Annotated in this window: 23 protein-coding genes and 1 pseudogene; 13 read left to right on the top strand and 11 right to left on the bottom strand. The window is 67.2% G+C overall.

Features of this window, described 5'->3' with window-relative positions; genetic code table 11:
• Nucleotides 1-208 (top strand): annotated as a pseudogene (locus tag IP78_RS12975) (hypothetical protein); the annotation flags it as partial.
• Here the strand turns inward: IP78_RS12975 and IP78_RS12970 are convergent.
• Nucleotides 205-1,269: a LacI family DNA-binding transcriptional regulator gene (locus tag IP78_RS12970; RefSeq protein ID WP_054112099.1), complete on the bottom strand. Its 1,065-nt coding sequence runs from the start codon at nt 1,267-1,269 to the stop codon at nt 205-207. The pseudogene IP78_RS12975 and the gene IP78_RS12970 overlap by 4 nt on opposite strands.
• Before the next feature lie 209 nt (nt 1,270-1,478).
• Between IP78_RS12970 and IP78_RS12965 the strand changes: the two genes are divergently transcribed.
• From IP78_RS12965 to IP78_RS12950, 4 genes are read left to right on the top strand one after another with little or no spacing between them, the layout of a single operon-like run.
• On the top strand, nt 1,479-2,309 hold the full coding sequence (locus IP78_RS12965) for a 2-keto-4-pentenoate hydratase (protein ID WP_054112098.1): 831 nt from the start codon (nt 1,479-1,481) through the stop codon (nt 2,307-2,309).
• Complete coding sequence (locus IP78_RS12960; RefSeq protein WP_054112097.1) at nt 2,306-3,286, top strand: TRAP transporter substrate-binding protein; 981 nt, start codon at nt 2,306-2,308, stop codon at nt 3,284-3,286. The genes IP78_RS12965 and IP78_RS12960 overlap by 4 nt, the downstream gene beginning before the upstream one ends.
• 32 nt (nt 3,287-3,318) lie before the next feature.
• Nucleotides 3,319-3,816 carry a TRAP transporter small permease gene (locus tag IP78_RS12955; protein ID WP_054112096.1) on the top strand — a complete coding sequence of 166 codons (498 nt, stop codon included), beginning with the start codon at nt 3,319-3,321 and terminating at the stop codon, nt 3,814-3,816.
• 2 nt (nt 3,817-3,818) lie between these two features.
• A complete protein-coding gene (locus IP78_RS12950; RefSeq protein WP_054112095.1) occupies nt 3,819-5,099 on the top strand; it encodes a TRAP transporter large permease in 1,281 nt (426 codons plus the stop codon).
• A gap of 75 nt (nt 5,100-5,174) precedes the next feature.
• Here IP78_RS12950 and IP78_RS12945 read toward each other — a convergent pair whose 3' ends face one another.
• Nucleotides 5,175-5,765 carry a glutathione S-transferase family protein gene (locus IP78_RS12945; RefSeq protein ID WP_054112094.1) on the bottom strand — a complete coding sequence of 197 codons (591 nt, stop codon included), beginning with the start codon at nt 5,763-5,765 and terminating at the stop codon, nt 5,175-5,177.
• Between the two features lie 222 nt (nt 5,766-5,987).
• On the opposite strand from IP78_RS12945, the gene IP78_RS12940 reads away from it, so the two are divergent.
• Both IP78_RS12940 and IP78_RS12935 read left to right on the top strand, forming a co-directional pair.
• Entirely contained in the window at nt 5,988-6,542 is a 555-nt protein-coding gene (locus tag IP78_RS12940; RefSeq protein WP_054112093.1) for a 3D domain-containing protein, read from the top strand.
• Between the two features lie 62 nt (nt 6,543-6,604).
• A complete protein-coding gene (locus IP78_RS12935) occupies nt 6,605-7,303 on the top strand; it encodes a hypothetical protein (RefSeq protein WP_054112092.1) in 699 nt (232 codons plus the stop codon).
• Nucleotides 7,304-7,316: 13 nt separating this feature from the next.
• Here IP78_RS12935 and IP78_RS12930 read toward each other — a convergent pair whose 3' ends face one another.
• From IP78_RS12930 to IP78_RS12915, 4 genes are all read right to left on the bottom strand, one after another.
• Complete coding sequence (locus IP78_RS12930; RefSeq protein WP_054112091.1) at nt 7,317-7,856, bottom strand: hypothetical protein; 540 nt, start codon at nt 7,854-7,856, stop codon at nt 7,317-7,319.
• Nucleotides 7,857-7,932: 76 nt separating this feature from the next.
• Nucleotides 7,933-8,253, bottom strand: a complete 321-nt coding sequence (locus IP78_RS12925) for an Mpo1-like protein (RefSeq protein WP_054112090.1) — start codon at nt 8,251-8,253, stop codon at nt 7,933-7,935.
• 37 nt (nt 8,254-8,290) lie between these two features.
• Nucleotides 8,291-9,097, bottom strand: coding sequence for an undecaprenyl-diphosphate phosphatase (locus IP78_RS12920; RefSeq protein WP_054112089.1), 807 nt, complete (start codon nt 9,095-9,097; stop codon nt 8,291-8,293).
• A gap of 68 nt (nt 9,098-9,165) precedes the next feature.
• Nucleotides 9,166-10,362, bottom strand: a complete 1,197-nt coding sequence (locus IP78_RS12915; RefSeq protein ID WP_054112088.1) for a citrate/2-methylcitrate synthase — start codon at nt 10,360-10,362, stop codon at nt 9,166-9,168.
• Nucleotides 10,363-10,487: 125 nt separating this feature from the next.
• Here IP78_RS12915 and IP78_RS12910 point away from each other — a divergent pair, with 125 nt between their 5' ends.
• The 3 genes from IP78_RS12910 to queG all read left to right on the top strand — a co-directional run bounded on the left by IP78_RS12910 (nt 10,488) and on the right by queG (nt 13,432).
• Entirely contained in the window at nt 10,488-11,426 is a 939-nt protein-coding gene (locus IP78_RS12910) for a cation diffusion facilitator family transporter (protein ID WP_054112087.1), read from the top strand.
• 36 nt (nt 11,427-11,462) lie between these two features.
• Nucleotides 11,463-12,143, top strand: a complete 681-nt coding sequence (locus IP78_RS12905) for a glutathione S-transferase family protein (protein ID WP_054112086.1) — start codon at nt 11,463-11,465, stop codon at nt 12,141-12,143.
• 173 nt (nt 12,144-12,316) lie between these two features.
• On the top strand, nt 12,317-13,432 hold the full coding sequence (gene queG / locus IP78_RS12900; RefSeq protein WP_054112085.1) for a tRNA epoxyqueuosine(34) reductase QueG: 1,116 nt from the start codon (nt 12,317-12,319) through the stop codon (nt 13,430-13,432).
• On the opposite strand, the gene IP78_RS12895 is transcribed toward queG, so the two are convergent.
• Complete coding sequence (locus IP78_RS12895) at nt 13,429-13,950, bottom strand: FKBP-type peptidyl-prolyl cis-trans isomerase (protein WP_054112084.1); 522 nt, start codon at nt 13,948-13,950, stop codon at nt 13,429-13,431. The genes queG and IP78_RS12895 overlap by 4 nt on opposite strands.
• Entirely contained in the window at nt 13,931-15,133 is a 1,203-nt protein-coding gene (locus IP78_RS12890; RefSeq protein ID WP_054112083.1) for a threonine ammonia-lyase, read from the bottom strand. Before IP78_RS12890 ends, IP78_RS12895 begins: the two co-directional genes overlap by 20 nt.
• Nucleotides 15,134-15,303: 170 nt before the next feature.
• Here IP78_RS12890 and IP78_RS12885 point away from each other — a divergent pair, with 170 nt between their 5' ends.
• The 3 genes from IP78_RS12885 to IP78_RS12875 all read left to right on the top strand — a co-directional run bounded on the left by IP78_RS12885 (nt 15,304) and on the right by IP78_RS12875 (nt 16,693).
• Nucleotides 15,304-15,804, top strand: a complete 501-nt coding sequence (locus tag IP78_RS12885) for a hypothetical protein (RefSeq protein ID WP_054112082.1) — start codon at nt 15,304-15,306, stop codon at nt 15,802-15,804.
• A gap of 45 nt (nt 15,805-15,849) precedes the next feature.
• The gene (locus IP78_RS12880; protein WP_054112081.1) at nt 15,850-16,377 is read left to right on the top strand and encodes a BA14K family protein; all 528 of its coding nucleotides are present in this window, start codon (nt 15,850-15,852) and stop codon (nt 16,375-16,377) included.
• Nucleotides 16,378-16,498: 121 nt separating this feature from the next.
• Entirely contained in the window at nt 16,499-16,693 is a 195-nt protein-coding gene (locus tag IP78_RS12875; protein WP_054112080.1) for a hypothetical protein, read from the top strand.
• A 4-nt stretch (nt 16,694-16,697) separates the two neighbouring features.
• Here IP78_RS12875 and IP78_RS12870 read toward each other — a convergent pair whose 3' ends face one another.
• The 3 genes from IP78_RS12870 to IP78_RS12860 form a co-directional block, all read right to left on the bottom strand.
• Nucleotides 16,698-17,051, bottom strand: a complete 354-nt coding sequence (locus IP78_RS12870) for a DUF1428 domain-containing protein (RefSeq protein WP_054112079.1) — start codon at nt 17,049-17,051, stop codon at nt 16,698-16,700.
• A gap of 72 nt (nt 17,052-17,123) precedes the next feature.
• Nucleotides 17,124-18,809: a TadE/TadG family type IV pilus assembly protein gene (locus tag IP78_RS12865; RefSeq protein WP_054112078.1), complete on the bottom strand. Its 1,686-nt coding sequence runs from the start codon at nt 18,807-18,809 to the stop codon at nt 17,124-17,126.
• Nucleotides 18,810-18,942: 133 nt separating this feature from the next.
• A complete protein-coding gene (locus tag IP78_RS12860; RefSeq protein ID WP_197272459.1) occupies nt 18,943-20,580 on the bottom strand; it encodes a VWA domain-containing protein in 1,638 nt (545 codons plus the stop codon).
• Nucleotides 20,581-20,897: the final 317 nt, after the last annotated feature.

The following is a 20,897-nucleotide window of genomic DNA, read 5'->3' as shown; positions in this document are numbered from 1 at the left end:
TCCCAAGGAGCGCGCCGAGATCATGGCCCGCAATCGCGGCATCCTGCGCGATCTCAAGGCCGCGATCTGCCACGATATGCTGACGGTCCTGACGACGGTGGATCAGGACCTGCTGAAAGCCGCCATCGCCGGCGAGCGGTTCCAGGACTACTTCTTCGCCAACGCGAAGGATCAGGCGATCGCGGATTACATCCGCACGGTCGTCTAGGCCGTCAGCGCCGCCGCCGAGTCGCGCACCACCAGCGACGGGCGCACCTCGGGCTGGTCGAGTTTCGCGGGATCGAGGCCGCGCATCGGTGCCAAAAGCTTTTCGGCCGCCATCCGACCCATGTCGCGGATCGGCAGGCGCACCGAGGTCAGATTCGGCCACACCCGCGAGGCCATCGGAAGATCATCATAACCCACGACGGACAGATCGCGCGGGATCTCCAGCCCCATGTCGCGCGCGACCTTGAACACGCCGAGCGCCATCTCGTCGTTGCCGGTGAAAATGGCCGTGGGCCGCGGATCGAGGCCCAGCAGGACCTTGGCCGCCTCCACCCCGCTCTCGAAGGTATAGGCACCCTGGGCCACGTAACGCTCGTCCAGCGCCACGCTTTTCTCGGCCAAGGCTCCCCGCAGGCCCCCGCCCCTCTGGGCGCTGGAGCGGAACAGGGCCGGACCCGAGATGAAACCGATCCGGCGGTGCCCGAGGTCCGCAAGATGTCGCCCGGCTTCGGCCGCGCCGAGGTGGTCGTTGGTCACCAGCATGCGCCCCGGTTCGTCCAGCGACACCGAGGCGATCCGGACATAGGGGCAGTCCAGATCCCGCAACACGTCAATCACCGCCTCGTCCTCGGACACCGAGGGTGGCAGGATCACGCCGAACAGTTTCTGGCGCTCGACGAAGGCGCGGATCTCAGCGACCAGATTGGGATTGGCCCGATCGCAGGGGTGGACCACGAGTTCCAGGCCTGACCCCCGCAGGGCGTCCAGAACGCCCTGCTGCATGTTGACGACGTAGTTCGGGCTGGGATTGTCGTAGATCAGGCCGACCAGGAAGGAGCGGCGAAAAGCCAGGCCGCGGGCCTGGACGTCAGGGGTGAAACCCAGCTCGTCGATCACAGCGCTGACCTTGACCCGCGTTTCCTCGCGCACGAAGGGCGACTGATTGATGACGCGCGAGACGGTCTTCTTCGACACCCCGGCGATGCGAGCCACATCATTGATGGTGGGACGCTTTCCGGGCTTCAGGCCGCTGCGCCCGCTGGCGATGTCGTCGTCGGTCAAGCTCGACCTCGTTGTCTCTCAAGCCCAGCCATACAACCGTCGCAGCGCCTGCGCCAACGAAACCGCACCACGGATCACCAGCGAAGGTCGCCCGTTGACACCGGTTTCCTAACGCTTCAATCATCCTCCGACCGGCGGCAAGACCGGCGGGGAAACGCGGCGACGGAACTCAGGGTGACGGGCATCTCTCTTATCTCGGCAGGCGCAGCATGACCGCCGCCAGCGCCGCGTCCGTTCAGACCGCGACCGCGATGGTGGCGGCCCGCTTCGTCGAAGCGCGCCTCGCCTCTCGCGCCTTGCCCGACTACCCCGGCCCAGTGCCGACGGACATGGCGACCGCCTATGCCATCCAGGACGCGGCGATCGCCGCCTGGCCCGATGATGTGGTGGGCTGGAAGCTGGGGCGCATCGCGCCCCCCTTGGACGTCCGCTTCGGCGCGGGTCGATTGGCAGGACCGATCTTCGGCCGGAATGTCTGGCAGGCCGGGCCGGAGCCCACGCCGTTCAGTGCCATTGTCGGAGGGTTCACCGCCGTCGAGGCCGAGTATGTGCTGAAGCTCGGCGAAAGCCCCAAGGTCCGCCCGGCTGGCGGCTCCTGGAACGCGACTTCGGTCTCCCCCTATGTCGAGGCGGTCCATATCGGCGTGGAGATCGCGGGCAGTCCCTTCCCCGGCATCAACGACCACGGTCCGGCCGTGACGGCTTCCGACTTCGGCAACAACGCCGGACTGATCCTGGGCCCCGCTGTGCCCGACTGGCGCGATCGGTTGAGCGACCTCACCTGCCGAATGGAGATCGATGGCGGGGAAGTCGGGACTGGCGGCGCGCGGTCGATCCCCGGCGGGCCACTGGACTCACTGGCCTTTCTTCTGAACCTTCTGGAGACGCTGGGACGCCGGATCGAGGCCGGGCAGTTGATCTCCAGCGGGGCTGCGACGGGGGTGCACCGCCTGACGGCCGGCCAGATCGCTGTCGCCGATTTCGGAGACGACGGTCAGATCGCCTGCGTCGCGGTGCCCGCCGTAGGAGACGCCGCATGAGCCTCAGCCGTCGCGCCTTCACCCTGGCGGGTCTCGCCGGTCTGGCCGCCTGCTCGCGGCCCGGTACCGAAGACGCGCCGCTGAAGGCCGCCGATGTCCATCCATCGGACTATCCGACCGTCACGGCCGTCGGCTGGATCGGAGCGGAGCTGAACCGCCTGACCGACGGGCGCGTCCGCATCGCCCAGTATCCGTCCGGGCAGCTGGGGTCTGAGGACGATTCCATCGGCCTGACCCGGTTCGAGGCGATCGACATCTGCAGGGTTTCGGTGGCCGCCCTGAACAACGCCTTTCCCGAGACCATCCTGCTGTCCCTGCCCTATGTGTATCGCTCGACGGACCACATGCGGGGCGTCATCGATGGCCCCATCGGCCATGAGCTGCTGAACGTGTTCGAGGGCCGAGGGCTGGTCGGACTGGCCTACTATGACGCCGCCCCGCGCAATCTCTACAATGTGCGCGCGCCAGTGACCGAGCCGGGGCAGCTGCGCGGGCTCAAGATCCGGGCCCCGCAGTCCGATGTCTTCCTGGATACGCTCAGGGCCATGGGAGCCAACCCGACGCCGCTCAGCTTCGGCGCGGTGTTCTCGTCCCTGCAGACCCATCTGATCGACGGGGCCGAGAACAACTGGCCCAGCTACCAATCCAGCCGCCAGTTCGAGGTCGCGCCCTATCTGAGCATCACAGAGCATTCCTACCTGCCCGACGCGCTTCTGATGTCGCGAGCCAGTCTGGATCGGCTCCGGCCGCGTGACCGGGAGCTCGTGCGCGAGGTGGCCCAGCGGTCGGTTCCCATCATGCGCGCGGCGTGGGAAACCCGTCAGGCCGAGGCGCGGCAGGCCGTGCTCGCGGCCGGAACCCAGGCCGTCGAGGTCGATCGGGAGGCCTTCGCGACGGCGACGCGATCCGTGCTGGGCAAGTATCTCCAGTCGCCCGGGCTGCGCGCGCTCTACGACCGGATTTCCGCGACGGCCTAAAGGGCCGGGCCAACGCCTAAGGGAGGGCGTCGATGTTTGAACCTCGCGCGAAGGGCGGCCGCTGGCTCGATCCCCTCGCCAGCGCATGCATGATCCTGGCGGGCATGGCGCTGGTCGTCATGACGCTGGTGCAGGCCTGGCAGGTTTTCGCCCGCTATGTGCTGAACGACAGCCCTGGCTGGACCGAGCCGGTCGCCCTGCTGTTCATGAGCCTGGCGGTCATGCTCGGCTCGGCAGTCGCGGTGCGGCGCGAGAGCCACTTCGCCTTCCTGACCCTGAGAGACGCCCTGCCCCGGCCGCTGAACACTTTCAGTCGCGTGCTGGCCCGACTGATCGCGGCGGCGTCCGGAGCCGCCCTGATGGTGCTGGGCGGCCAGCTGATGATCGACGACTGGGCCGTGCCGCTGGCCGGAGCCCAGCTTCCGTCCGGCCTGAAGTTCATCGGCCTGTGCGTGGGCGGCGCGCTGATCCTGGTGTTCGCCGTCGAGCGCCTGCTGACCGGGGACTATGTCCCGGCGCAGGAGGACTGAGCATGGAATTCGCCATTCTGTTCGGCCTCTTCGCCCTGCTGCTGCTGATCGGCGTGCCGGTCGCCTTCTCGATGCTGACGGCGACCGTGGCGACAGTGCTTTATCTGGCGCTGCCGCCCATCGTGGTGATCCAGCAGATGGGATCAGACATCACCTCGGTGGCTCTGCTGGCCATCCCCCTGTTCATCTTCACCGGCGAACTGATGCTGAAGGGCGGGCTCTCCGATCGCATGATCTCACTCGCCGCCTCGCTTGTGGGCCATATGCGCGGCGGTCTCGGTCAGGTGTCCGTGGTCGGCTCGACCCTGTTCGGCGGCGTCTCGGGCAGCGCGCTGGCCGACGTCTCGGCGATCGGCGGCACCATGATCCCGCAGATGAAGAAGCGCGGCTATGACGTCGACTATGCCGTCAACGTCACCATCACCGCGGCCCTGGTGGCCTTGCTGGTGCCGCCATCGCACAACCTGATCCTGTACTCCGCCGCGGCCGGCGGCGGGGTTTCGATCTCGGACCTGTTCGCCGCGGGCGTCATCCCGGCCGCCATGCTGGCCGTCGCCGTCATGACCACCGCCTATGTTGTGGCGCGCCGCCGAGGCTACGCCGCCGAGCCCTTTCCCGGCTTCCGGGCCGTGCTGGTGCGCACCATCGCCGCCATCCCGGGCCTGCTGTTGATCGGGATCATCTTCTTCGGAATTCGCGCCGGCATCTTCACGGCCGTGGAAAGCGCATCGATCGCCGTGGTCTACGCCACCGTGGTGACCGGCTTGGTCTATCGCCAGATGTCGTTCCAGGCCTTCAAGGAGGCCTGCCTCGGGGCCGCCCGCACATCCGGCGCCGTGCTGTTTATCATCGGCGCGGCCGGAGCCTTCGGCTGGTTGATGGCCTATCTTCAGGTGCCGACGATGATGGTCGAGTTCCTGCAGAGCGTCACCGACAATCGCATCGTGGTGCTCCTGATGATCATCGTGGTGCTGCTGATCCTCGGCACCTTCATGGACCTGGCCCCGCTGATCATCATCGGCACGCCGATCTTCCTGCCGCTCGCCCGCGCCTTCGGCATCGATCCGGTGCACTTCGGCGTGATCATGATCCTGAACTGCGGCATCGGCCTGATCACGCCGCCGGTGGGCTCGGTCCTGTTCGTGGGCTCTGCCATCGGCGGCATTCCGATGACCCAGGCGCTGAAGACGATCTGGCCCTTCTACCTGGCCTGCGTCGCCGTGCTCATTCTGGTCGTCTTCATTCCCGAGCTGTCGCTCTGGCTGCCGTCGCTGTTGAAGTGATCCAGACCCTGCATGACCCCGAAACTTGGGGGTGCAGGGTCACAGCCATCATCGGCGTCGGCGACGGGGGGCCGGTCAGGACCTGATCCCGAAGACAGCCTCGGTCCGGCCGATCCAGTCTGGGATCGCGGGATAGGGCGAAAGGTCGAAGCCGCCTTCGTGCGCCACCCGCGTGTAGGCCACCAGAGCGAGGTCCGCGAGCGACGCCTGGGGTCCAGCCGTCAGCCACCGATCCGTCGACAGCGCCTGCTCCATCCGGACCAGCGCCGCCCGGCCGCGCTCCATCAGGCGGGGCTCGATCTCCTCCGCCGACTTGCCGGCGAAGGCGCGCTGGAACCGGGCCACGGCGATATAGGGCTCGTGGCTGTACTGCTCCCAGAACAGCCACTCCAGCATTCGCGCCCGTTCATAGTCATCCGACGGGATGAAGGCAGACCCTTGCGCCAGATGGAGCAGGATCGCGTTCGACTGGGCCAGGGTGCGCCCGTCCTCCAGCACCAGCAGCGGAACCTGCCCGAACGGGTTTAACGCCAGAAAGGCCGCCGTCCGGGTCGCCCCCGTCATGACGTCGGCTTCGATCCACTGATGATCCCGTCCCAGCGCCTCCAGCAGCCACTTGACCTTCAAGCAGTTGCCCGAACGAATATCGCCATGAACAGTCAGCATCGCGCCTCAGCATAGAATCGATTTGCCTTGACGACTGCTATCGCAACCGTCGCCGTTGCCCAAGCCGGGTTCCCGTCATCTCTTGCAACTGTGGACTGATCCGGACGCAGGCGGGACCGGACGTGCGGCTGGCGAACCACGCCGCAATTCCGACACAGGGGCTGAGCACACACCGACCCGCCGGCATGGTCTTTGGGGCCGGTGTCACCATGAGTTTCGTCTGTGTTGAGCACCGTCGCGGCGTTCGCCATGCTCTGGGCCGCGGCCTTTCCGGTCGCCGATCCCATCTCCTACGAAGCGGCCGTTGCGGCCGACCCCGTGGTGAGTGAAAGCGTCGAAACGCGCGACGGTTCCGAAGACATTTCGGCATCCCTGACCGAGGAACAGGCCGCCCTGATGGCCGCAGAGCCGGACTGGAGCGCGCGCGCCAGCCTCTATCACGCGGGCGGGGGTGGAGCGACGGGCAACGATTCGCTTGGCTGCCGGCCGATCGCCATGCGCACCATCGCCACCGATCCGCGCGTCATCCCCCGCCGGACCCGCGTCTTCATCCGCGAGACGGTCGGCATCCGCCTTCCGGACGGCACCGTCCACGATGGCTACTGGTATGCGTCCGACACCGGCGGCGCGATCCGGGGCCAGAGGGTCGACCTCTACACCGGCCACGGTCGCCGCTCGATGGACCCGGTGATGCGCTTCAACCAGCGCCGCCTGACCATCATAGAGGCCGGCCGCTTCGAGGGCTGCCCCCCGGCCTGGGAGAGCGCCTCGAACTGAGGCTCCGACTCGTCGTCGAACAACGAATGCTCTAGGTTGCGAACGACAGCCCGGAGTTCGCCATGCGCCTCGCCAGCCTCGCCCTCGCCGCCCTGATCGCAACCGCTCCTGTCGCCATGACCCCTGTCGCCGTCTCGGCGCAGGATGCATCGGTCCCGATGCGGGATCGCACCGAGCGGATCGGTCTGTCGGGCCGACGTGGCCCCAGCCTGTTCCGGCCGGGCTTCGCGGTCGGCGAATACACCGGCTGGGCCTCTCTCCGGGACAATGAGGTGCGCCTGCCCTGGCAGTCGCGCGACTTCACCCCAGCCGAACTGTCGATCGTCATCCCGGGCGGCGAAGTCACCGCCAGCTGCGGCGGTGGCCAGGGCCACCGCGAAATTCTGGGCATCACCTTCGACCGCGAACCTCTGAGCTACGACTGCGACTACGCGGGGGCCGCGCCTGCCGACGCCGCCATGGGCCTGGCGCTGGCACGAGGCTCCATCCTGCGCCGCCTCCAGCAGCCCCAGCGCGCGGGCTTCCTCATGTGGAACGGCGTCGAGTATCGCACCGAGACCCGCCGCCTCGGCGGCCTGCCCTTCGGCGGCGGCGCGGTCATGGGCTATGTCATCAGCCGTGACGGCGTGGAAGTCGGCGGCGTCGATCTGAACGGCATGCGCCCGACCTTCTACCTTCCTCCGCAGGGATCGCCCGACCGCGATGCCGTGGCCGTCTTCGCCCTCAGCCTCTGGGCCTTCCGCGACCCGGCGAACCGCTGAGCCGAACGCCGGATCAGGCGGCCGCCGCGCCCGGCTCGGATCCGAGAACGCGTCGGAGCAAGGGCCAGATGTTGGAGAGCGCCGAAATGAACCCGACCACCGTCGCCACGCCCTGAAAGAAGGCCCAGACGCTGCCGAAGATCGCGCCGGACAGGACCCAGGCCTCAAGCGGGAACAGCAGTTCGCTGACCCCGATCTGGAAGGCGGCGTAGACGCTGGAATACTCGATCGATCGGTCGGCGAAGAAGGCGATGGCGACGGCGGCGGCCACCGGCGCCCACATCAGCGGCAGCAGCAGGATCAATCCGCCCAGCACGACCAGCAGCTTGATCCCCAGGGCCTGACGCGACAGCAGGCTGACGACCACACCGATCCCCAGCGCCAGAACGGTCGCGGCGATCATGACCATCAGGACCCAGTCGGTCGCCACGATCAGATCGGCGAACAGCAGACCGATCAGGATCGCCGCGCCTGTGATCAGAAAGGCCGTCACCCAGGCGGCACCGTACTGCGCCAGCCTCATCTTCAGATGGCCCACGCCGTTCATCTTCATCGTCTCCCCGCGCCCCCCACTGATGATGCCTCTGGCGCGGCGGAGAGTCGACTGACGGAACGGTGATCGTCGGCGCCTAGAACTTCCTCTGGCCGCTCACGGTCTCGAAGAACATCCGCCAGTCGCCCATCAGGCTCCACAGGGGATACTTGAACGTCGCCGGCCGGTTCTTCTCAAAGAAGAAGTGCCCGACCCAGGCGAAGCCGTAACCGACCAGCGGCATGGCCAGGAACCACCAGGCGTTCACGAACAGCCCCAGCAGAGCCGCCACGATCACCAGGGCCGATCCCACGACATGGATCCGACGGCACATCCGGTTGGAGTGCTCATGGATATAGTAGGGATAGAAGGCTTCGAACGACGGGAAGCGTTCGCCGGGGGCGGGCTGGGTGCTCATGGGCGGACGATGCCCCCGAACGCGCCGCCCTGACAAGTCAGGCCCCGACGCCGGCCCACAGCAGCACCAGCCCCAGCGTGCCCACCGCGATCCGCCACCAGGCGAAGGGTGCGAACCCGTGCCGGCTGACGAAGTCCAGCAGGAAGCGCACAACGAACAGGGCGGTCACGAAGGCGGTGACGAAGCCGACGGCGATCAGGCCGACGTCGGTGAAATCCAGGTCGTTCCGGCTCTTGAACAGGTCATAGGCCACCGCCCCACCCATTGTCGGCAGAGCCAGAAAGAAGGTGAACTCCGCCGCCGACCGCTTGTCGGTCCCAAGCAGCAGGCCGCCCGCGACCGTGGCTCCGGACCGCGACACGCCGGGCACGAGGGCGAGGCACTGGAACAGGCCGATCAAGGCATAGACCCGGAACGGATAGGTGCTCACGTCCAGATACTTCGGGGCCCGCTTCATCCGATCAAGCAGAAGCAGCAGCACGCCGCCGACGATGAGAGCGATGCAGATGATCAGAGGGGTCTCGAACAACACCTCCTTGATCAGCGGATAGAGGGCCACGCCCGCGACGGCGGCGGGCAGGAAGGCGATCAGCACGCCGATGATGAAATGCCGGGCCCGGGCATCATGCGGCCAGCGCGTCGCCAAGGCCCACAGCCGCCGGAAATAGACGCTCACGATCGCCAGGATGGCCCCCAGCTGGATCACGATCTCGAAGGTCTTGCCCTCGCTCTCGAAGCCCATGAAGTGGCCGAGCAACAGCAGGTGGCCGGTCGAGGAGACGGGAATGAACTCCGTCAACCCCTCGACGATGCCGAGGATGATCGCTGCTAGCCAGTCGGACATGAGCGCTCCAGAGGGCCGTGCGACAGCGATCGGCGACGATCGTCTGATCCGCGATCAGGCACACGTTTTCAAGGGGTCGTCTCGGACGGCCGTGGCCCGACGTAGCGCAATCTGGCGCGGATCGGCGCCCCGTCCATGATTTGGTCGAGCGCGTGGGCCATGAGGCCGACCAGTCTTCCGGTCAGAAACACGTCGAGCGCACCGTCACGCGGCAGTTCCAGCCGCCGCACGAGCACTGCCAGAGCACCGGCGAAGGCGATCCTCTGGCCGCATGCCGCCTCGCCCTCGCGAATGACAGCCAGCAGGTCCTGAGGGAGGTCGGAGAGCGCCAGCAAGGCCTCGGCCCGGGGGTCGCCGTGCGGAAAGCTGTCGGAGCCGAACCCCGGGATCCCGCCTTCCGAAGCGACCCGCCTGGCGGCCGCACCGCTCGGGTCGCGCCTCGCCTCGATGACATAGGTGATGGACCGCTTCAGCGTCCGGATCATCGGCGACCCCGACAAGGCCGCCAGACCCGCCATGGCCGCGGCGGCAGGTGAGGCTCCTGCCGAGGCCGCAGCGCGGGTCGCAAGGACCGCGGGGTTCATGTCGTGTTCGGCGGCGAGCACGAGGGCGCGACGGAGGTGCACGCCGTCCCGCTCCAGCATCTTGTAGCCGCGCGCCAGCCTCTGGTGAAAGAACAGGCGAGGTCCCGGTCCCGCGACGGCATCCACGACCTCGTTCAGCACAGTGCCAGCCTCGAGCCTGAGCGTGCGCGCATCCCGGCCGGTGGCGGGCGCGTCTTCCTCGGCCCGTCTTGCCAGGGCTGCGAACAGTCGGGCGCGATGCGAGGCCCCTCCCGCGAGACCGACCCGGACGCCCAGTCCCGCGAAGGGATTGAGATCGCCGCAGCCCCACAACAGGCGCGCCGTATCTTCCAGCGTGGCGGACTGCGCCCACTCCGCCGAGTCGCGACCCCGGTAGTAGATGCGACCGTCGGCGACCAGGCTGACCGAGGAATCGATTCGCGCCTCGCCCTTCACCTCACGGTCGAAGGGAATGTCCGATGTCGACGCGTCATCCGACGAGCCGCCCTTCAGCCGGATGACGTCGGCCAGGGCATACAGGCTGCGCCGGGGGTTTTCCGGGTCGGGCCGGGCGGCGATGCGGCCTCGACTGACGTAGGCGTAGAGGGTCTGGGTCTTGACCCCCAGCAGCGACAGCACCTCGCTCCGCGGCGCCCAGCGGCCCGCAGCGTCGCTTCCGGCCTGATCCGGGCCTGACGTCATCCTCGCTCCCGCCGACGCAGTCATTTGTTTAGGATGTTGGGGCGCTTTCGTGGCGGAAACCCTAACGCCGGTCTGCGACCGCGCGATCCTTGGCAACCCTTGGGCGATCCGCCACAAGGGCGGCGATGACCGACGCCGCCACGCCCGACCCAAAGGCTCCGCCCAAGGCGCTCGACGCCCGTCAGGTGACCACGCTCTCGGTCGGGGTTGCGGTGGTGCTGATCGCCCTGAAGGCCTTTGCCCTCGGGGCATCCGGTTCGGTATCGATCCTGGCGTCCCTGGCGGACTCCGCCCTCGATCTCGCCGCCTCGCTGACCACCTTCTACGCCGTCCGCTGGGCGGCGCGACCGGGCGACCACACCCATCGGCACGGTCACGGAAAGGGTGAGGCGATGGCGGCCCTGGTCCAGTCCGGCCTGATCCTGGCCTCGGCCGCGTTCATCGGCTGGGAAGCCCTGGCCCGGATGTTCGACCCCCGACCCGTGACGGGCGGCGGCTGGGCCATCGGCGTGGTGGTGGTGTCCATGGCGCTGACGGCCGGCCTGGTCTGGCTTCAGACCCGATCGCTCAAGGCACAGGGCTCGATGGCCGTCCAGGCCGACCGGGCGCACTATGCCGCCGACCTCGCGGCGAGCGCCGTGGTGCTGATCGGGGTGGTGTCAGGCGCCTTTCTCGGCGCTCCGGGCCTCGACGCCGCCGCCGGTCTGGTGGTCGCCGTGTGGCTCGCCTGGGGGGCAGTCGGGCTGATCAAGGAGGCCGGAGGCCAGTTGCTGGACCGCGAGGCGTCGGACGCCGACCGCATCGCCGTAACGAATGCTGTCCTGTCCGATCCGCGCGTCGGCGGCGTGCACCAACTTCGGACGCGCCTGTCGGGCACGCGCCTGATCGCCCAGATGCACATCGACCTCGACCGGAGCCTGTCGTTCGAGGACGCCCACGCCATCGTGGTCGAGGCCGAGCAGCGCATCCAGACCGCCTTCCCCGACGCTGACGTCCTGATCCATGCCGACCCGCGCGGTCCCTGGAGCTCAGCGGTTCCCGCCACCGCATCGCCATCACCGTAAACGCGGATTTAACGGCCCCTGGGGCAGGAGCGGGACATGTCGGCCAGCGTCCTGTTTCACTTCTCCTTCGATCCGGGCTCGCGCGCCGTGCGGCTCGCTCTGGGAGAAGCGAGGATCGAGTGGACTGAGGTTCTGGTCCGCCCCTGGGAAGCCGACTGCCCGCTTCATGATTTGAACCCGTCGGGCATGCCTCCGGTGCTTCAGGTCGCGGGCCCGCCTCCGCTCACCCTCTGCGAGACCGCCGCGATTCTGGGCTGGATCGAGGATCAGCAGAAGTCGCCACTGCTCATGCCCAGCGACGCCGCCGAGCGCGCCGAGGTTCGTCGCCTGACGGCCTGGTTCGATCGCCGCTTCACCGACGAGGTCAACGCGGTCCTGCTGCATGAGCGCATGGAAAAGCCCCTGCTTCGCCTCGGCCCGCCCGAAGCCCGCATGCTGCGCGAAGGCCGCGACGCCCTGAAACACCACCTTGCCGTCTTCGAAGGTCTGCTGTCCGGCCGCGACTGGATGGCGGGGCACCGCCTCAGTCAGGCCGACATCGTCGCCGCCGCTCATCTGTCGATCCTGGATTACTTCGGCGAGATTCCCTGGGCCTCGTGGCCGGCGCTCAAGACCTGGTACATGAAGATCAAGTCGCGCCCGTGTTTTCGGCCCCTGCTGGCCGACCGCTTCCAGGGCCTGGCCCCGGCCGCCTGCTACGCCGATCTGGATTTCTAGGCGCCGGTGGTCTCCCTTCCCCATTGGGGGAGAGCAGGCGCGCAGGGCCGGGTAGGGGCGGCACGGCGAACCAAGGGCGATGTCGGAGTCTGGCTCGCGGGGCCGCCCCCACCCGGTCTCCGCTTCGCTCCGACCACCCTCCCCCGCAGGGGGAGGGAGATGTATGAGACCCCATGTCCGACCTCCGCGACATCCTGCGCGCCAAGGCGGCCGAGCTCGGCTTCGACGTCTGCCGCTTTGCCTCGGCGTCCGAACCCTGGGACGCCGGCGAGCGGCTGCGCCATTTCGTCGAGGCGGGTCGGCACGGCGAGATGGGCTGGATTGAGACGACGCTGGATCGCCGCAGCCATCCCACTGCCATGTGGGAGGGGGCACGGACAGCCATCGTCCTCGGCATGAACTATGGCCCGGCCGCCGATCCCCTGCCCGAGATGGACGACCGTTCGGCCGGCTACATCTCGGTCTATGCCCGGGGCGACGACTATCACGAGGTCATCAAGGGCCGGCTCAAGACCCTCGCAGGCCAGCTCGCCGCGCGCCTCGGCGCCGAGGTCAAGGTCTTCGTCGACACCGCCCCCCTCATGGAGAAGCCTCTCGCCCAGCGCGCCGGCGTCGGCTGGCAGGGCAAGCACACCAATCTGCTGAGCCGCGAGCACGGCAACTGGCTCTTCCTCGGCGTCATCCTGACCGCCGCCGACATCGAGCCCGATCCGCCGGAGACCGAGCACTGCGGCTCCTGTACGGCCTGCCTCGACACCTGCCCGACCCAGGCCTTTCCCGCGCCGTTCCAGCTGGATGCCCGGCGCTGCCTGTCCTACCTGACGATCGAGCACGCCGGGCCGTGGCCGGTCGAGTTCCGGGTGGCGACCGGCTCACGCATCTACGGCTGCGACGACTGCCTCGCCGTCTGTCCCTGGAACAAGTTCGCAAATGCCGCGCGCGAGGCGCGGCTGACGGCCCGGGCGGCCCTGGTGTCGCCGCGCCTGGCCGACCTCGCCGCTTTGGACGACGCCGCCTTCCGCGCCATATTCTCCAGGAGCCCGATCAAGCGCATCGGTCGCGACCGCTTCGTCCGGAATGTCCTCTACGCCATCGGCAACTCGGGAGACCCGGCACTGATAGAGAACGCCGAGGCCTTGCTGGACGACCCTTCATCTCTGGTCCGGGGCGCAGCCGTCTGGGCGCTGTCGCGGCTCATGGATGCCAAGGCGTTCAACGCTCTCGGCAATAACCGCTCGGGCACCGAGACAGACCCGTTGGTCGCGGACGAATGGAGCCAGGCCGCCTAGCCCGCCGCCACGCCCACGCCGCGTCCGCCGCCCGGCACCGGGGCGACGTCCAGCAGCTTGATGCGGAACACCAGGACCGAGTTCGGCGGGATGTCCGCGCCCTGCCCCTGTTCGCCATAGCCGAGCGCCGGCGGCACATAGAGGATCCACTCGTCGCCGACCTTCATGCGCTGCAAGGCCTCGGTCCAGCCGGGAACGACCTGCTCAGCGGTGGTCACATAGGGCTGACCCCGGCTGAAGGAGCTGTCGAACACCGTGCCGTCGGTCAGCGAGCCCTCGTAGTCGACGCGGACAAGGTCGTTGCGGTCCGGGCTGACGGCACCGGCCGGACCGGACTGGACGACCTTGTACTGCAGCCCGCTCTCGGTCGTCTGTACGCCCTCGGCCCGCGCGTTCGACTCCAGGAAAAACTCCGCCGCCCGGGCGTTGGCCTCGGCGTCCACACCCGCGTCGCCCGTCCCGCAGGCCGACAGACCCAGGATCGCCGCGACCGCGACACTAGCCCATCCGAAGCGCATAGCCCTTGTCCCTCAAAGCCTGTCCGATCTCGTCGGCGTGGGCGCTATCGCGCGTTTCGACCATGATGTCGAACTCCGCCCCCTTGGCCGGAACGTCCAACGCCAGACGGTTGTGGACCACGTCGATGATGTTGCCGCCAACGTCGCCGATGACCGCCGCCATGGCCGACAGGATGCCCGGGCGATCGTCGGACAGGATGCGATAGACGATCAATCTCCGTTCACGGACCATCTCGCGATTCAACACCACCGCCAGCATGCGCGCGTCGATGTTGCCGCCGCACAGGACCAGCCCAACCTTTCGGCCCCGGAACCGCTCCGGATAGCGCAGCAGGGCCGCCAGCCCGCCCGCGCCCGCGCCCTCGGCGACCGTCTTCTCCAGCGTGGCGAAGAAAGCCACCGCCTTTTCGAAGTCCGCCTCGTCACAGACCATGATGTCGTCGACCAGAGGGTCGGCGAGGGCGAAGGGGATGTCGCCCACGGCCTTGATGGCGATGCCTTCGGCGATGGTGGCCCCGCCGCATTTCGGCGTCTCGCCCCGCCGCCGGGCGCTGAACGACGGATACATGGCCGCCTCGACGCCGTAGATCTCGATCTCGGGCTTCATGGCCTTGGCGGCGATGGCGCAGCCGGCGATCAGGCCGCCGCCGCCAATCGGGACGATCAAGGCGTCGAGCTCCGGCACGTCCTCCAGGAACTCGATGGCGCAGACGCCCTGGCCCGTGACGATGCCCTCGTCGTCGAAGGCCGAGATGAAGACATAACCCTTCTCGTCTCGCAGCCGATGCGCCTCGGCCGTAGAGCCTGAAAAGTCCGCCCCCTCGATGACCACGGTCGCCCCGTGGCTGCGAGTGCCGTCGATCTTGGTGAAGGGCGTGCCCTCAGGCATCACGATGGTGACGGGAATGCCCAGCCGCCCCCCGTGGTAGGCCAACGCCTGGGCGTGGTTGCCCGCGCTCGCCGCCACCACGCCGCGCCGGCGTTCATCCGGCGTCAGGGACAGCAGGCGGTTCAGCGCCCCCCGCTCCTTGAAGCTGCCGGTGAAGTGCAGGTTGTCGTACTTCACCCAGACCTCAGCCCCCGTCAGCTGGGACAGGCGGCGCGAATAGCGCACGGGGGTCCGGTCGACCTGGCCGGCGATGCGCGCCTGCGCCGCCTGGATGTCGGAAAACACGACTGTCATGGGGGTCCTGTAGCCTTCCTCGCGGTCCGGTTCGCCATGCGTCCGACCGTCGTCTGATCCGGCCTTGTGGCGCCCGTCATCAAGGCTCGCAACCTTGACCTTGCGCCCGCGTTTGGCGTCTTGTGGGGTCGCCTGTGAAGCGAACCCCGGTATCCGTTCCAGAGAGCGCCATGACTGTCCGCACCGCCCTGCTTTCCATCGCCGCTGTCGCCACCCTGGCCGCCTGCGCGCCTGCGCCCGGCCCGGGGATGATCACCGGCCCCGCCCCCTTCGTCCCGTCTGATTTCGCCTGGTCGGCGCAGTCCGGCTCGGCCTCCATCGACGGCCGTATCGCCTTTCGCATGGACGGCCAGGCCTTTGCCTGCACGGGCTCGGTCGGTTTGACGCCGGACACCCCCTACACCCGCCAGCGGTTCCAGACGCTCTATGGTTCCACCGACAGCGCCGCCGTGCCCGAGGCCGTGGTGCGCGCCCGCACCGTGGCCGACCCCAACGCGGATTATCGTTCCTTCGTGCGCTCCACGACCTGCCAGGACGGACGCTTCCGGTTCGAGGGGCTGCCCGATGGCGGCTGGTTCATCATCGCCCCGGTCAGCGCGGGCGGCGATCGCACCGTATTGATGCAGTATATCCGCACCCGTCAGGGGACGACCGCAACGGTCACCCTCTAGCCATCCATTCGGCGGGCATCACCCGCATCCTTCGAGGCGTCCATCATGAAAGCCGTCGCCACCGCCCTGATCGCCTCCGCCCTCGTCGCCGTCCCGGCGGCGGCCCAGCACGGGCGGGGCTATGACCCGGCCGCCCCGGGCTCTCGCACCTGGTCCAGTCACGGCGGCGGATGGGACTACAACGGTCAGGCGGACAGGCCCGGCGACTATCGTTGCGACGCCTACTGGGATCGGGGCCGCGACGATTGTGACGCGTCTTGGCGCGACCAGCGGCCTTTCGTGCGCCACCACAGCTCCGGACACGGCTATCGCGGTTACGGGCGCGGGGGCTACAGCCGGTCGGGCGGTGGCTACGTCTACCAGCCCTACAATCAGGGAGCCCAGTACTGGGGGGCCTACGGACGGCCGGATCAGGTCTATCCTGGTCAAGGCTATGCCGGACAGTTCGGCGGACCCAGCGCAGGCTGGCGCGACCCGAACCGCACGGCCTGGTGCGCGGCGACCTATCGCTCCTACGATCCGGTCAGCGGCTATTACCGCGCCTATTCGGGCCGACTGGTGTTCTGCGGCTGAGCCGTAACGGCGTTCATCCGATCACGGATTTGCGTTTGAACGCTGTTCGCCATCTTTCGGCCCCGCCCACCCCGCTTGACGGGCCTGTCCAGTCGGACGGCCAGTCTCGGGGAGCGTTCTCATGTCCCAGCACAACATCGTCGGTTCGGAAGCCTTCAACCGCACGCCGCCGCTCATGATCCGCAAGGTACGGACCGGTGGCATGAGGCGGCGCAGGGCGCGGGCGGTCATGATCTTCGCAGCCGGTGTCGGCGTCACGGTCGTTGGCGGTGTTGTCGTCGTGGCCGCCATGCTCGGCTCTGGTCTGCCGGTCTAGCGCCTCAGGCCTTGCGTTCGAAGATCGTCTCGAACCCGCCCCACATCATGCGCTTGCCGTCGAAGGGCATGTCCATCTGTTGCATGTCCGGGTCCTCCATCATCCGGGCCCACGCGTCGTCCGCCGTCTTCTTGTCAGGCCAGACCAGCCAGGCGAGCACGACCGCCTCGCCCTCCTCCTTCTTCACCGCGCGATTGAAATCGGTCGTGTGACCGTCGGCGATGTCGACGCCCCATGTCTCGTGGTGATGCAGGCAGCCGTTCTTCTGGAAGAAGGGCCAGGACGCCTCGGCCGAACGGATGTAGCGATCCCTGTCCGCGACTTTCACGGGGGTCAGGAAGCCGGTGATGTAGGTCATGTTCAATCCTCCCACGGTTGACCGTGGAGGAACGCCGGAACCGCCGCAAGGCTGCTCCGGCCGGTCGTTCCGTCAGCGCGAGATGCGCAGGTTCTCGATGGCGCCGGCGATCCGGTCGAAGGCCGCGCCGATGCCGGAGGCGCTGTCGACCGGGAAGTAGTGGTCGTCGCTTGAGGCACAGCGCCGCAAGAGGGTCTGGGAGGCGGAATCGACCTGCACGGCGACGGTGTAAACCTGGATCCCGGAGTCCTTCATATTGCCGCACAGGTCCTCGGTGCCGGCCGTGGGGTGATCCAGCCGACCGTCCATACGACTACGCCGGGTGTCGGCATTGCCGGACGTGATGCCGAGACGGTTCTGCCAGATGTAACCGAGACCGTTGTAGGCGCCATCGCTGGGACTGTTCGTATCGCTCATGACGTTCTCGCCGTCGGTCATGATGATGATGATCTTCTGAAGCCGCTCCGAATTATAGGGTCGGCCATCGCCGAAGGGGGCGTTCGGCGACAGGGTGTGCCAGCCCCACATCGCGCCCAGCGGCACATTGGTGTTCCCATTGGCGGTCATGTTGTTCACGGCCGCGCGCAGAGCGCTGTAATCATCGGTCAAGCGGATGAGCGGCTGCAGATTGCAGCCCTTGTTGGGGCCGAACCCCGTGTTGAGACCCGAAGTCGGCACATACTTGGCGGTGTTCCGAAGCCGGGCGAACCACTCATTGTTTCGGGCGGTGGCGCTGGAGAAGGGGCTGGATGAGTTCGAGCCTGGTCGCCCGTCGTTGAGGTAGTTGTTGCCCTCGTACTGCCAGTTCTGCCACGTCGAGAAGTTCGGATAGTCGCCACGATCCGGTTCGTCCGGAGCGAAGTAGGGCACGAACATGGTGCGCTGATCGCCGCTCGAGGGCGCGGTATCGCGAATGTCGAAAGGCTGAGGCCGCGCTTCAACACAGCCGCCCCAGGTCGTTCCCAGGTTCTGGAACAGGGTGAAGCGACCGACCGCCGTGCTGAACATGCTGTGGGGGTTGGTCGAGGAACTCCAAGCGCCGCCGCCCGTATGGGTCGTCGCATTGGACATCCAGGTGGGTGGGCTGTTGGTTCCGCCCTGGTGCACCCGGACCGTCTGCGAGAAGGGCACCAGGGAGATCTTGATCGCGTCCGTCTCGATCGACCGCCCGTCTGCAGCCTCCAGTCGGTTGATCAGGTCGATCGCCGCCGCCTTGGTGTTGGTCAGCTTCTGGCCCGACATGGAGCCGGTGTTGTCGAGCACCAGAGCAACCTCGATCCGGTTGTTGGAGCGCAAGACCTCTGACCGCGCCCGAACAAGCAAGCGATCGTCCAGCGCTGCGCCATACGGCGGCAGGACAATGTCAGCGACCAGGGTGTCGACGCTGACCCGCGTGTCCGCTTCGACGGCACCGGTGGATATGTTGAGGCGGAAACTGGTTTGCTCCTCCAGCAGCTGAATGTCGGAGAACGGCGCAAGATTGGCCCGCAGCGAGTTCAGACCGATCTCAGTGATGCGGGCGTCGTCTGTGAACTGTGATCGAGCGGCCGCCAAGGTCGCCGCGTCGAGGGCGTCCTGAAGGTTCATCTTCACGGTCGAGGCGCGGCTGATGTCCACACCGCCCAGCGTGATCATGATGATCAGCGGGAGCACGAGGGCGAAAATCACGGCGACGTTGCCTGCCGTATCGTGGGCGGACCGGACAAGGAAAGACGCGCCACGCGCGGCGATCGAGCGGATCTTTTCAACGACGGTCATGGCGGCCCTCATGGTCCTCCCCTGCTCGTCCCACAGGACGAGCGAGCGACCGGGTTAGCAGGGCGCGGTTAAGGGAAGAGCCATCGTCAGGGGTTAAGCAAAGGTGAATCCCGCATGCAGGAGCACCTTCCGATCAGCGCGAGATGCGCAGGTTCTCGATAGATCCCGCAATCCGGTCAAAGGCCGCGCCAATGCCGGATGCGCTGTTCACGGGAAAATAATGCTCCGGGCTCGACGCGCATCGGCGCATCAAGGTCTGGGCCTGATTATCGACCTGCACGGCCACCGTATACACCACGATACCCGCCGCTTTCATGTTGCCGCACAGGTCTTCCTGATTGTTGCCTGCGTGGTCGAACCGTTCGTCCATACGCTGGCGCCGCGCCGTGTTGCTGCCGGTGCCCATTCCCAGCCGTTCCTGCCAGATGTAGCCCAGGCCATTATAGAAGCTGTTATTGGGGCTGTTGTTGCCCGACATGACATTCTCGCCGTCTGTCATGATGATGATGATCTTCTGCAGACGCTCGGTGCCGTAAGGGCGCCCATCGCCGAAGGGCGCATTAGGCGACAGGGTGTGCCAGCCCCACATCGCACCCAGGGGCACATTGGTGTTGCCCGTCGCCACCATGTTGTTCACGGCGGTCCGCAGGGCGCTGTAGTTGTCCGTCAGGCGGATGATCGGTTGAAGCGTGCAGCCCTTGTTGGGCCCGAAGCTGGTGTTCAGCGTGCCGCGGCGGTTGGCGGTATTGTACTTCGACCGTTCCTTCAGCCGGTCGAAGAACATGGTGCGACGTCCGTTGTTGCCGCCCATGGGGTTGGAGGCGTTGCTCGTCCCATAGCTGCTGGTCGGGGTGTCGTTCAGATAGTCGTTCCGATCCGAGTTGGAGTTGTTCAGCCAGTTCTGCCAGGTGGAGTCGTTCGGGTAGTCACCGCGGTCCGGCTCATCGGGCGCGAAGTAGGGCACGAACATCGTCGCCTGATTGCTGCTTGTCGGGGCGGTGTCACGGATGTCGAAGGGCTGAGGCCTGGCCTCCACGCAGCCCCCCCAGGTCGTGCCAAGGTCCTGGAACAGGGTGAAGCGCCCGACGCCTGTGCTGAACAGACCCAGCGCCCCCGTGCCGCCCGTATGGTTGGTCGCATTGGACATGTAGCCGGGGATCGTCGAGGTCCCGCCCTGCGTCACCCGCACCGTCATCGAGAAAGGCACGAGGGAGATCCGGATGGCGTCGGGTTCGATCGACCGGCTGTCCGCGGCCTCCAGCCGGTTGATCAGGTCGATCGCGGCGGCCTTGGTATTGGTCAGCTTCTGGCCCGCCATGGAGCCGGTGTTGTCGAGAACCAGGGCCACCTCTACCCGGTTATTGGAGCGCAACACCTCTGACCGGGCACGCACCGGCAGTCGATCATCCAACACCGCGCCATAGGGCGGCAGGACAATGTCGGCGACAAGGGTATCGACGCTCACCGTCGCATCCGCCTGCACGGCTCCGGTGGCCGTGTTCAGGCGAAAGCTTGTCTGGCCTTCCAGCAGCTGGATGTCCGGAAAGGGGGCGAGATTGGCACGCAGGGCATTCATGCCGACCTCGGTGATGCGAGCATCGTCGGTGAACGGGGATCGGGCGGCGGCCAGTGTCGCTGCGTCAAGCGCGTCCTGAAGATGCATCTTCACGGTCGAAGCGCGACTGATGTCGACACCGCCAAAGGTGATCATGATCAGGATCGGGAGCACCAGAGCGAAGGTGATCGCGATGTTCCCGCTCGCGTCTGCCATGAGACGCCGACCAAGATTGCCGATCCGCAATAGGACGATCCTGACGCCAGCTCCCATTCGGCTATCTTCCCCTACCCCGTTCGCATGATCTCGAAAGCCTGCGATGAACAAGGTTACCGGACAGGCGTTAACGCGGGCCGAACCCCAGCGTCTCAGGGCCTTGGGTGCCACGGAAGGCGCGGCTCAACCGATGACACAGGCCCCCAGACCCTGGTCACGCACGGTATTGGCTGCAGCCTGAACCCTTGAAGCGCGACGACGCACATAGGGTCCGGGCGAGCCGGCGTTGTACCGGCGGGGACTGGGCAGGATGGCCG

The sequence above is a fragment of the Brevundimonas sp. AAP58 genome (assembly GCF_001295975.1).
In the GTDB taxonomy this organism is placed as follows: domain Bacteria; phylum Pseudomonadota; class Alphaproteobacteria; order Caulobacterales; family Caulobacteraceae; genus Brevundimonas.
Note: the sequence above shows the minus strand (reverse complement) of the source record. Positions and strands in the feature narration are given on the sequence as shown.

Coding starts and splice junctions, on each gene's coding strand:
- IP78_RS12950 (WP_054112095.1), top strand. CDS start 3,819: ATGGAATTCGCCATTCTGTTCGGCCTCTTCGCCCTGCTGCTGCTGATC.
- IP78_RS12875 (WP_054112080.1), top strand. CDS start 16,499: ATGTCCCAGCACAACATCGTCGGTTCGGAAGCCTTCAACCGCACGCCG.
- IP78_RS12905 (WP_054112086.1), top strand. CDS start 11,463: ATGTCGGCCAGCGTCCTGTTTCACTTCTCCTTCGATCCGGGCTCGCGC.
- IP78_RS12920 (WP_054112089.1), bottom strand. CDS start 9,097: ATGTCCGACTGGCTAGCAGCGATCATCCTCGGCATCGTCGAGGGGTTG.
- IP78_RS12895 (WP_054112084.1), bottom strand. CDS start 13,950: ATGCGCTTCGGATGGGCTAGTGTCGCGGTCGCGGCGATCCTGGGTCTG.
- IP78_RS12890 (WP_054112083.1), bottom strand. CDS start 15,133: ATGACAGTCGTGTTTTCCGACATCCAGGCGGCGCAGGCGCGCATCGCC.
- IP78_RS12925 (WP_054112090.1), bottom strand. CDS start 8,253: ATGAGCACCCAGCCCGCCCCCGGCGAACGCTTCCCGTCGTTCGAAGCC.
- IP78_RS12930 (WP_054112091.1), bottom strand. CDS start 7,856: ATGAAGATGAACGGCGTGGGCCATCTGAAGATGAGGCTGGCGCAGTAC.
- IP78_RS12915 (WP_054112088.1), bottom strand. CDS start 10,362: ATGACGTCAGGCCCGGATCAGGCCGGAAGCGACGCTGCGGGCCGCTGG.
- IP78_RS12955 (WP_054112096.1), top strand. CDS start 3,319: ATGTTTGAACCTCGCGCGAAGGGCGGCCGCTGGCTCGATCCCCTCGCC.
- IP78_RS12910 (WP_054112087.1), top strand. CDS start 10,488: ATGACCGACGCCGCCACGCCCGACCCAAAGGCTCCGCCCAAGGCGCTC.
- IP78_RS12935 (WP_054112092.1), top strand. CDS start 6,605: ATGCGCCTCGCCAGCCTCGCCCTCGCCGCCCTGATCGCAACCGCTCCT.
- queG (WP_054112085.1), top strand. CDS start 12,317: ATGTCCGACCTCCGCGACATCCTGCGCGCCAAGGCGGCCGAGCTCGGC.
- IP78_RS12880 (WP_054112081.1), top strand. CDS start 15,850: ATGAAAGCCGTCGCCACCGCCCTGATCGCCTCCGCCCTCGTCGCCGTC.
- IP78_RS12865 (WP_054112078.1), bottom strand. CDS start 18,809: ATGACCGTCGTTGAAAAGATCCGCTCGATCGCCGCGCGTGGCGCGTCT.
- IP78_RS12860 (WP_197272459.1), bottom strand. CDS start 20,580: ATGGCAGACGCGAGCGGGAACATCGCGATCACCTTCGCTCTGGTGCTC.
- IP78_RS12945 (WP_054112094.1), bottom strand. CDS start 5,765: ATGCTGACTGTTCATGGCGATATTCGTTCGGGCAACTGCTTGAAGGTC.
- IP78_RS12965 (WP_054112098.1), top strand. CDS start 1,479: ATGACCGCCGCCAGCGCCGCGTCCGTTCAGACCGCGACCGCGATGGTG.
- IP78_RS12885 (WP_054112082.1), top strand. CDS start 15,304: ATGACTGTCCGCACCGCCCTGCTTTCCATCGCCGCTGTCGCCACCCTG.
- IP78_RS12870 (WP_054112079.1), bottom strand. CDS start 17,051: ATGACCTACATCACCGGCTTCCTGACCCCCGTGAAAGTCGCGGACAGG.
- IP78_RS12960 (WP_054112097.1), top strand. CDS start 2,306: ATGAGCCTCAGCCGTCGCGCCTTCACCCTGGCGGGTCTCGCCGGTCTG.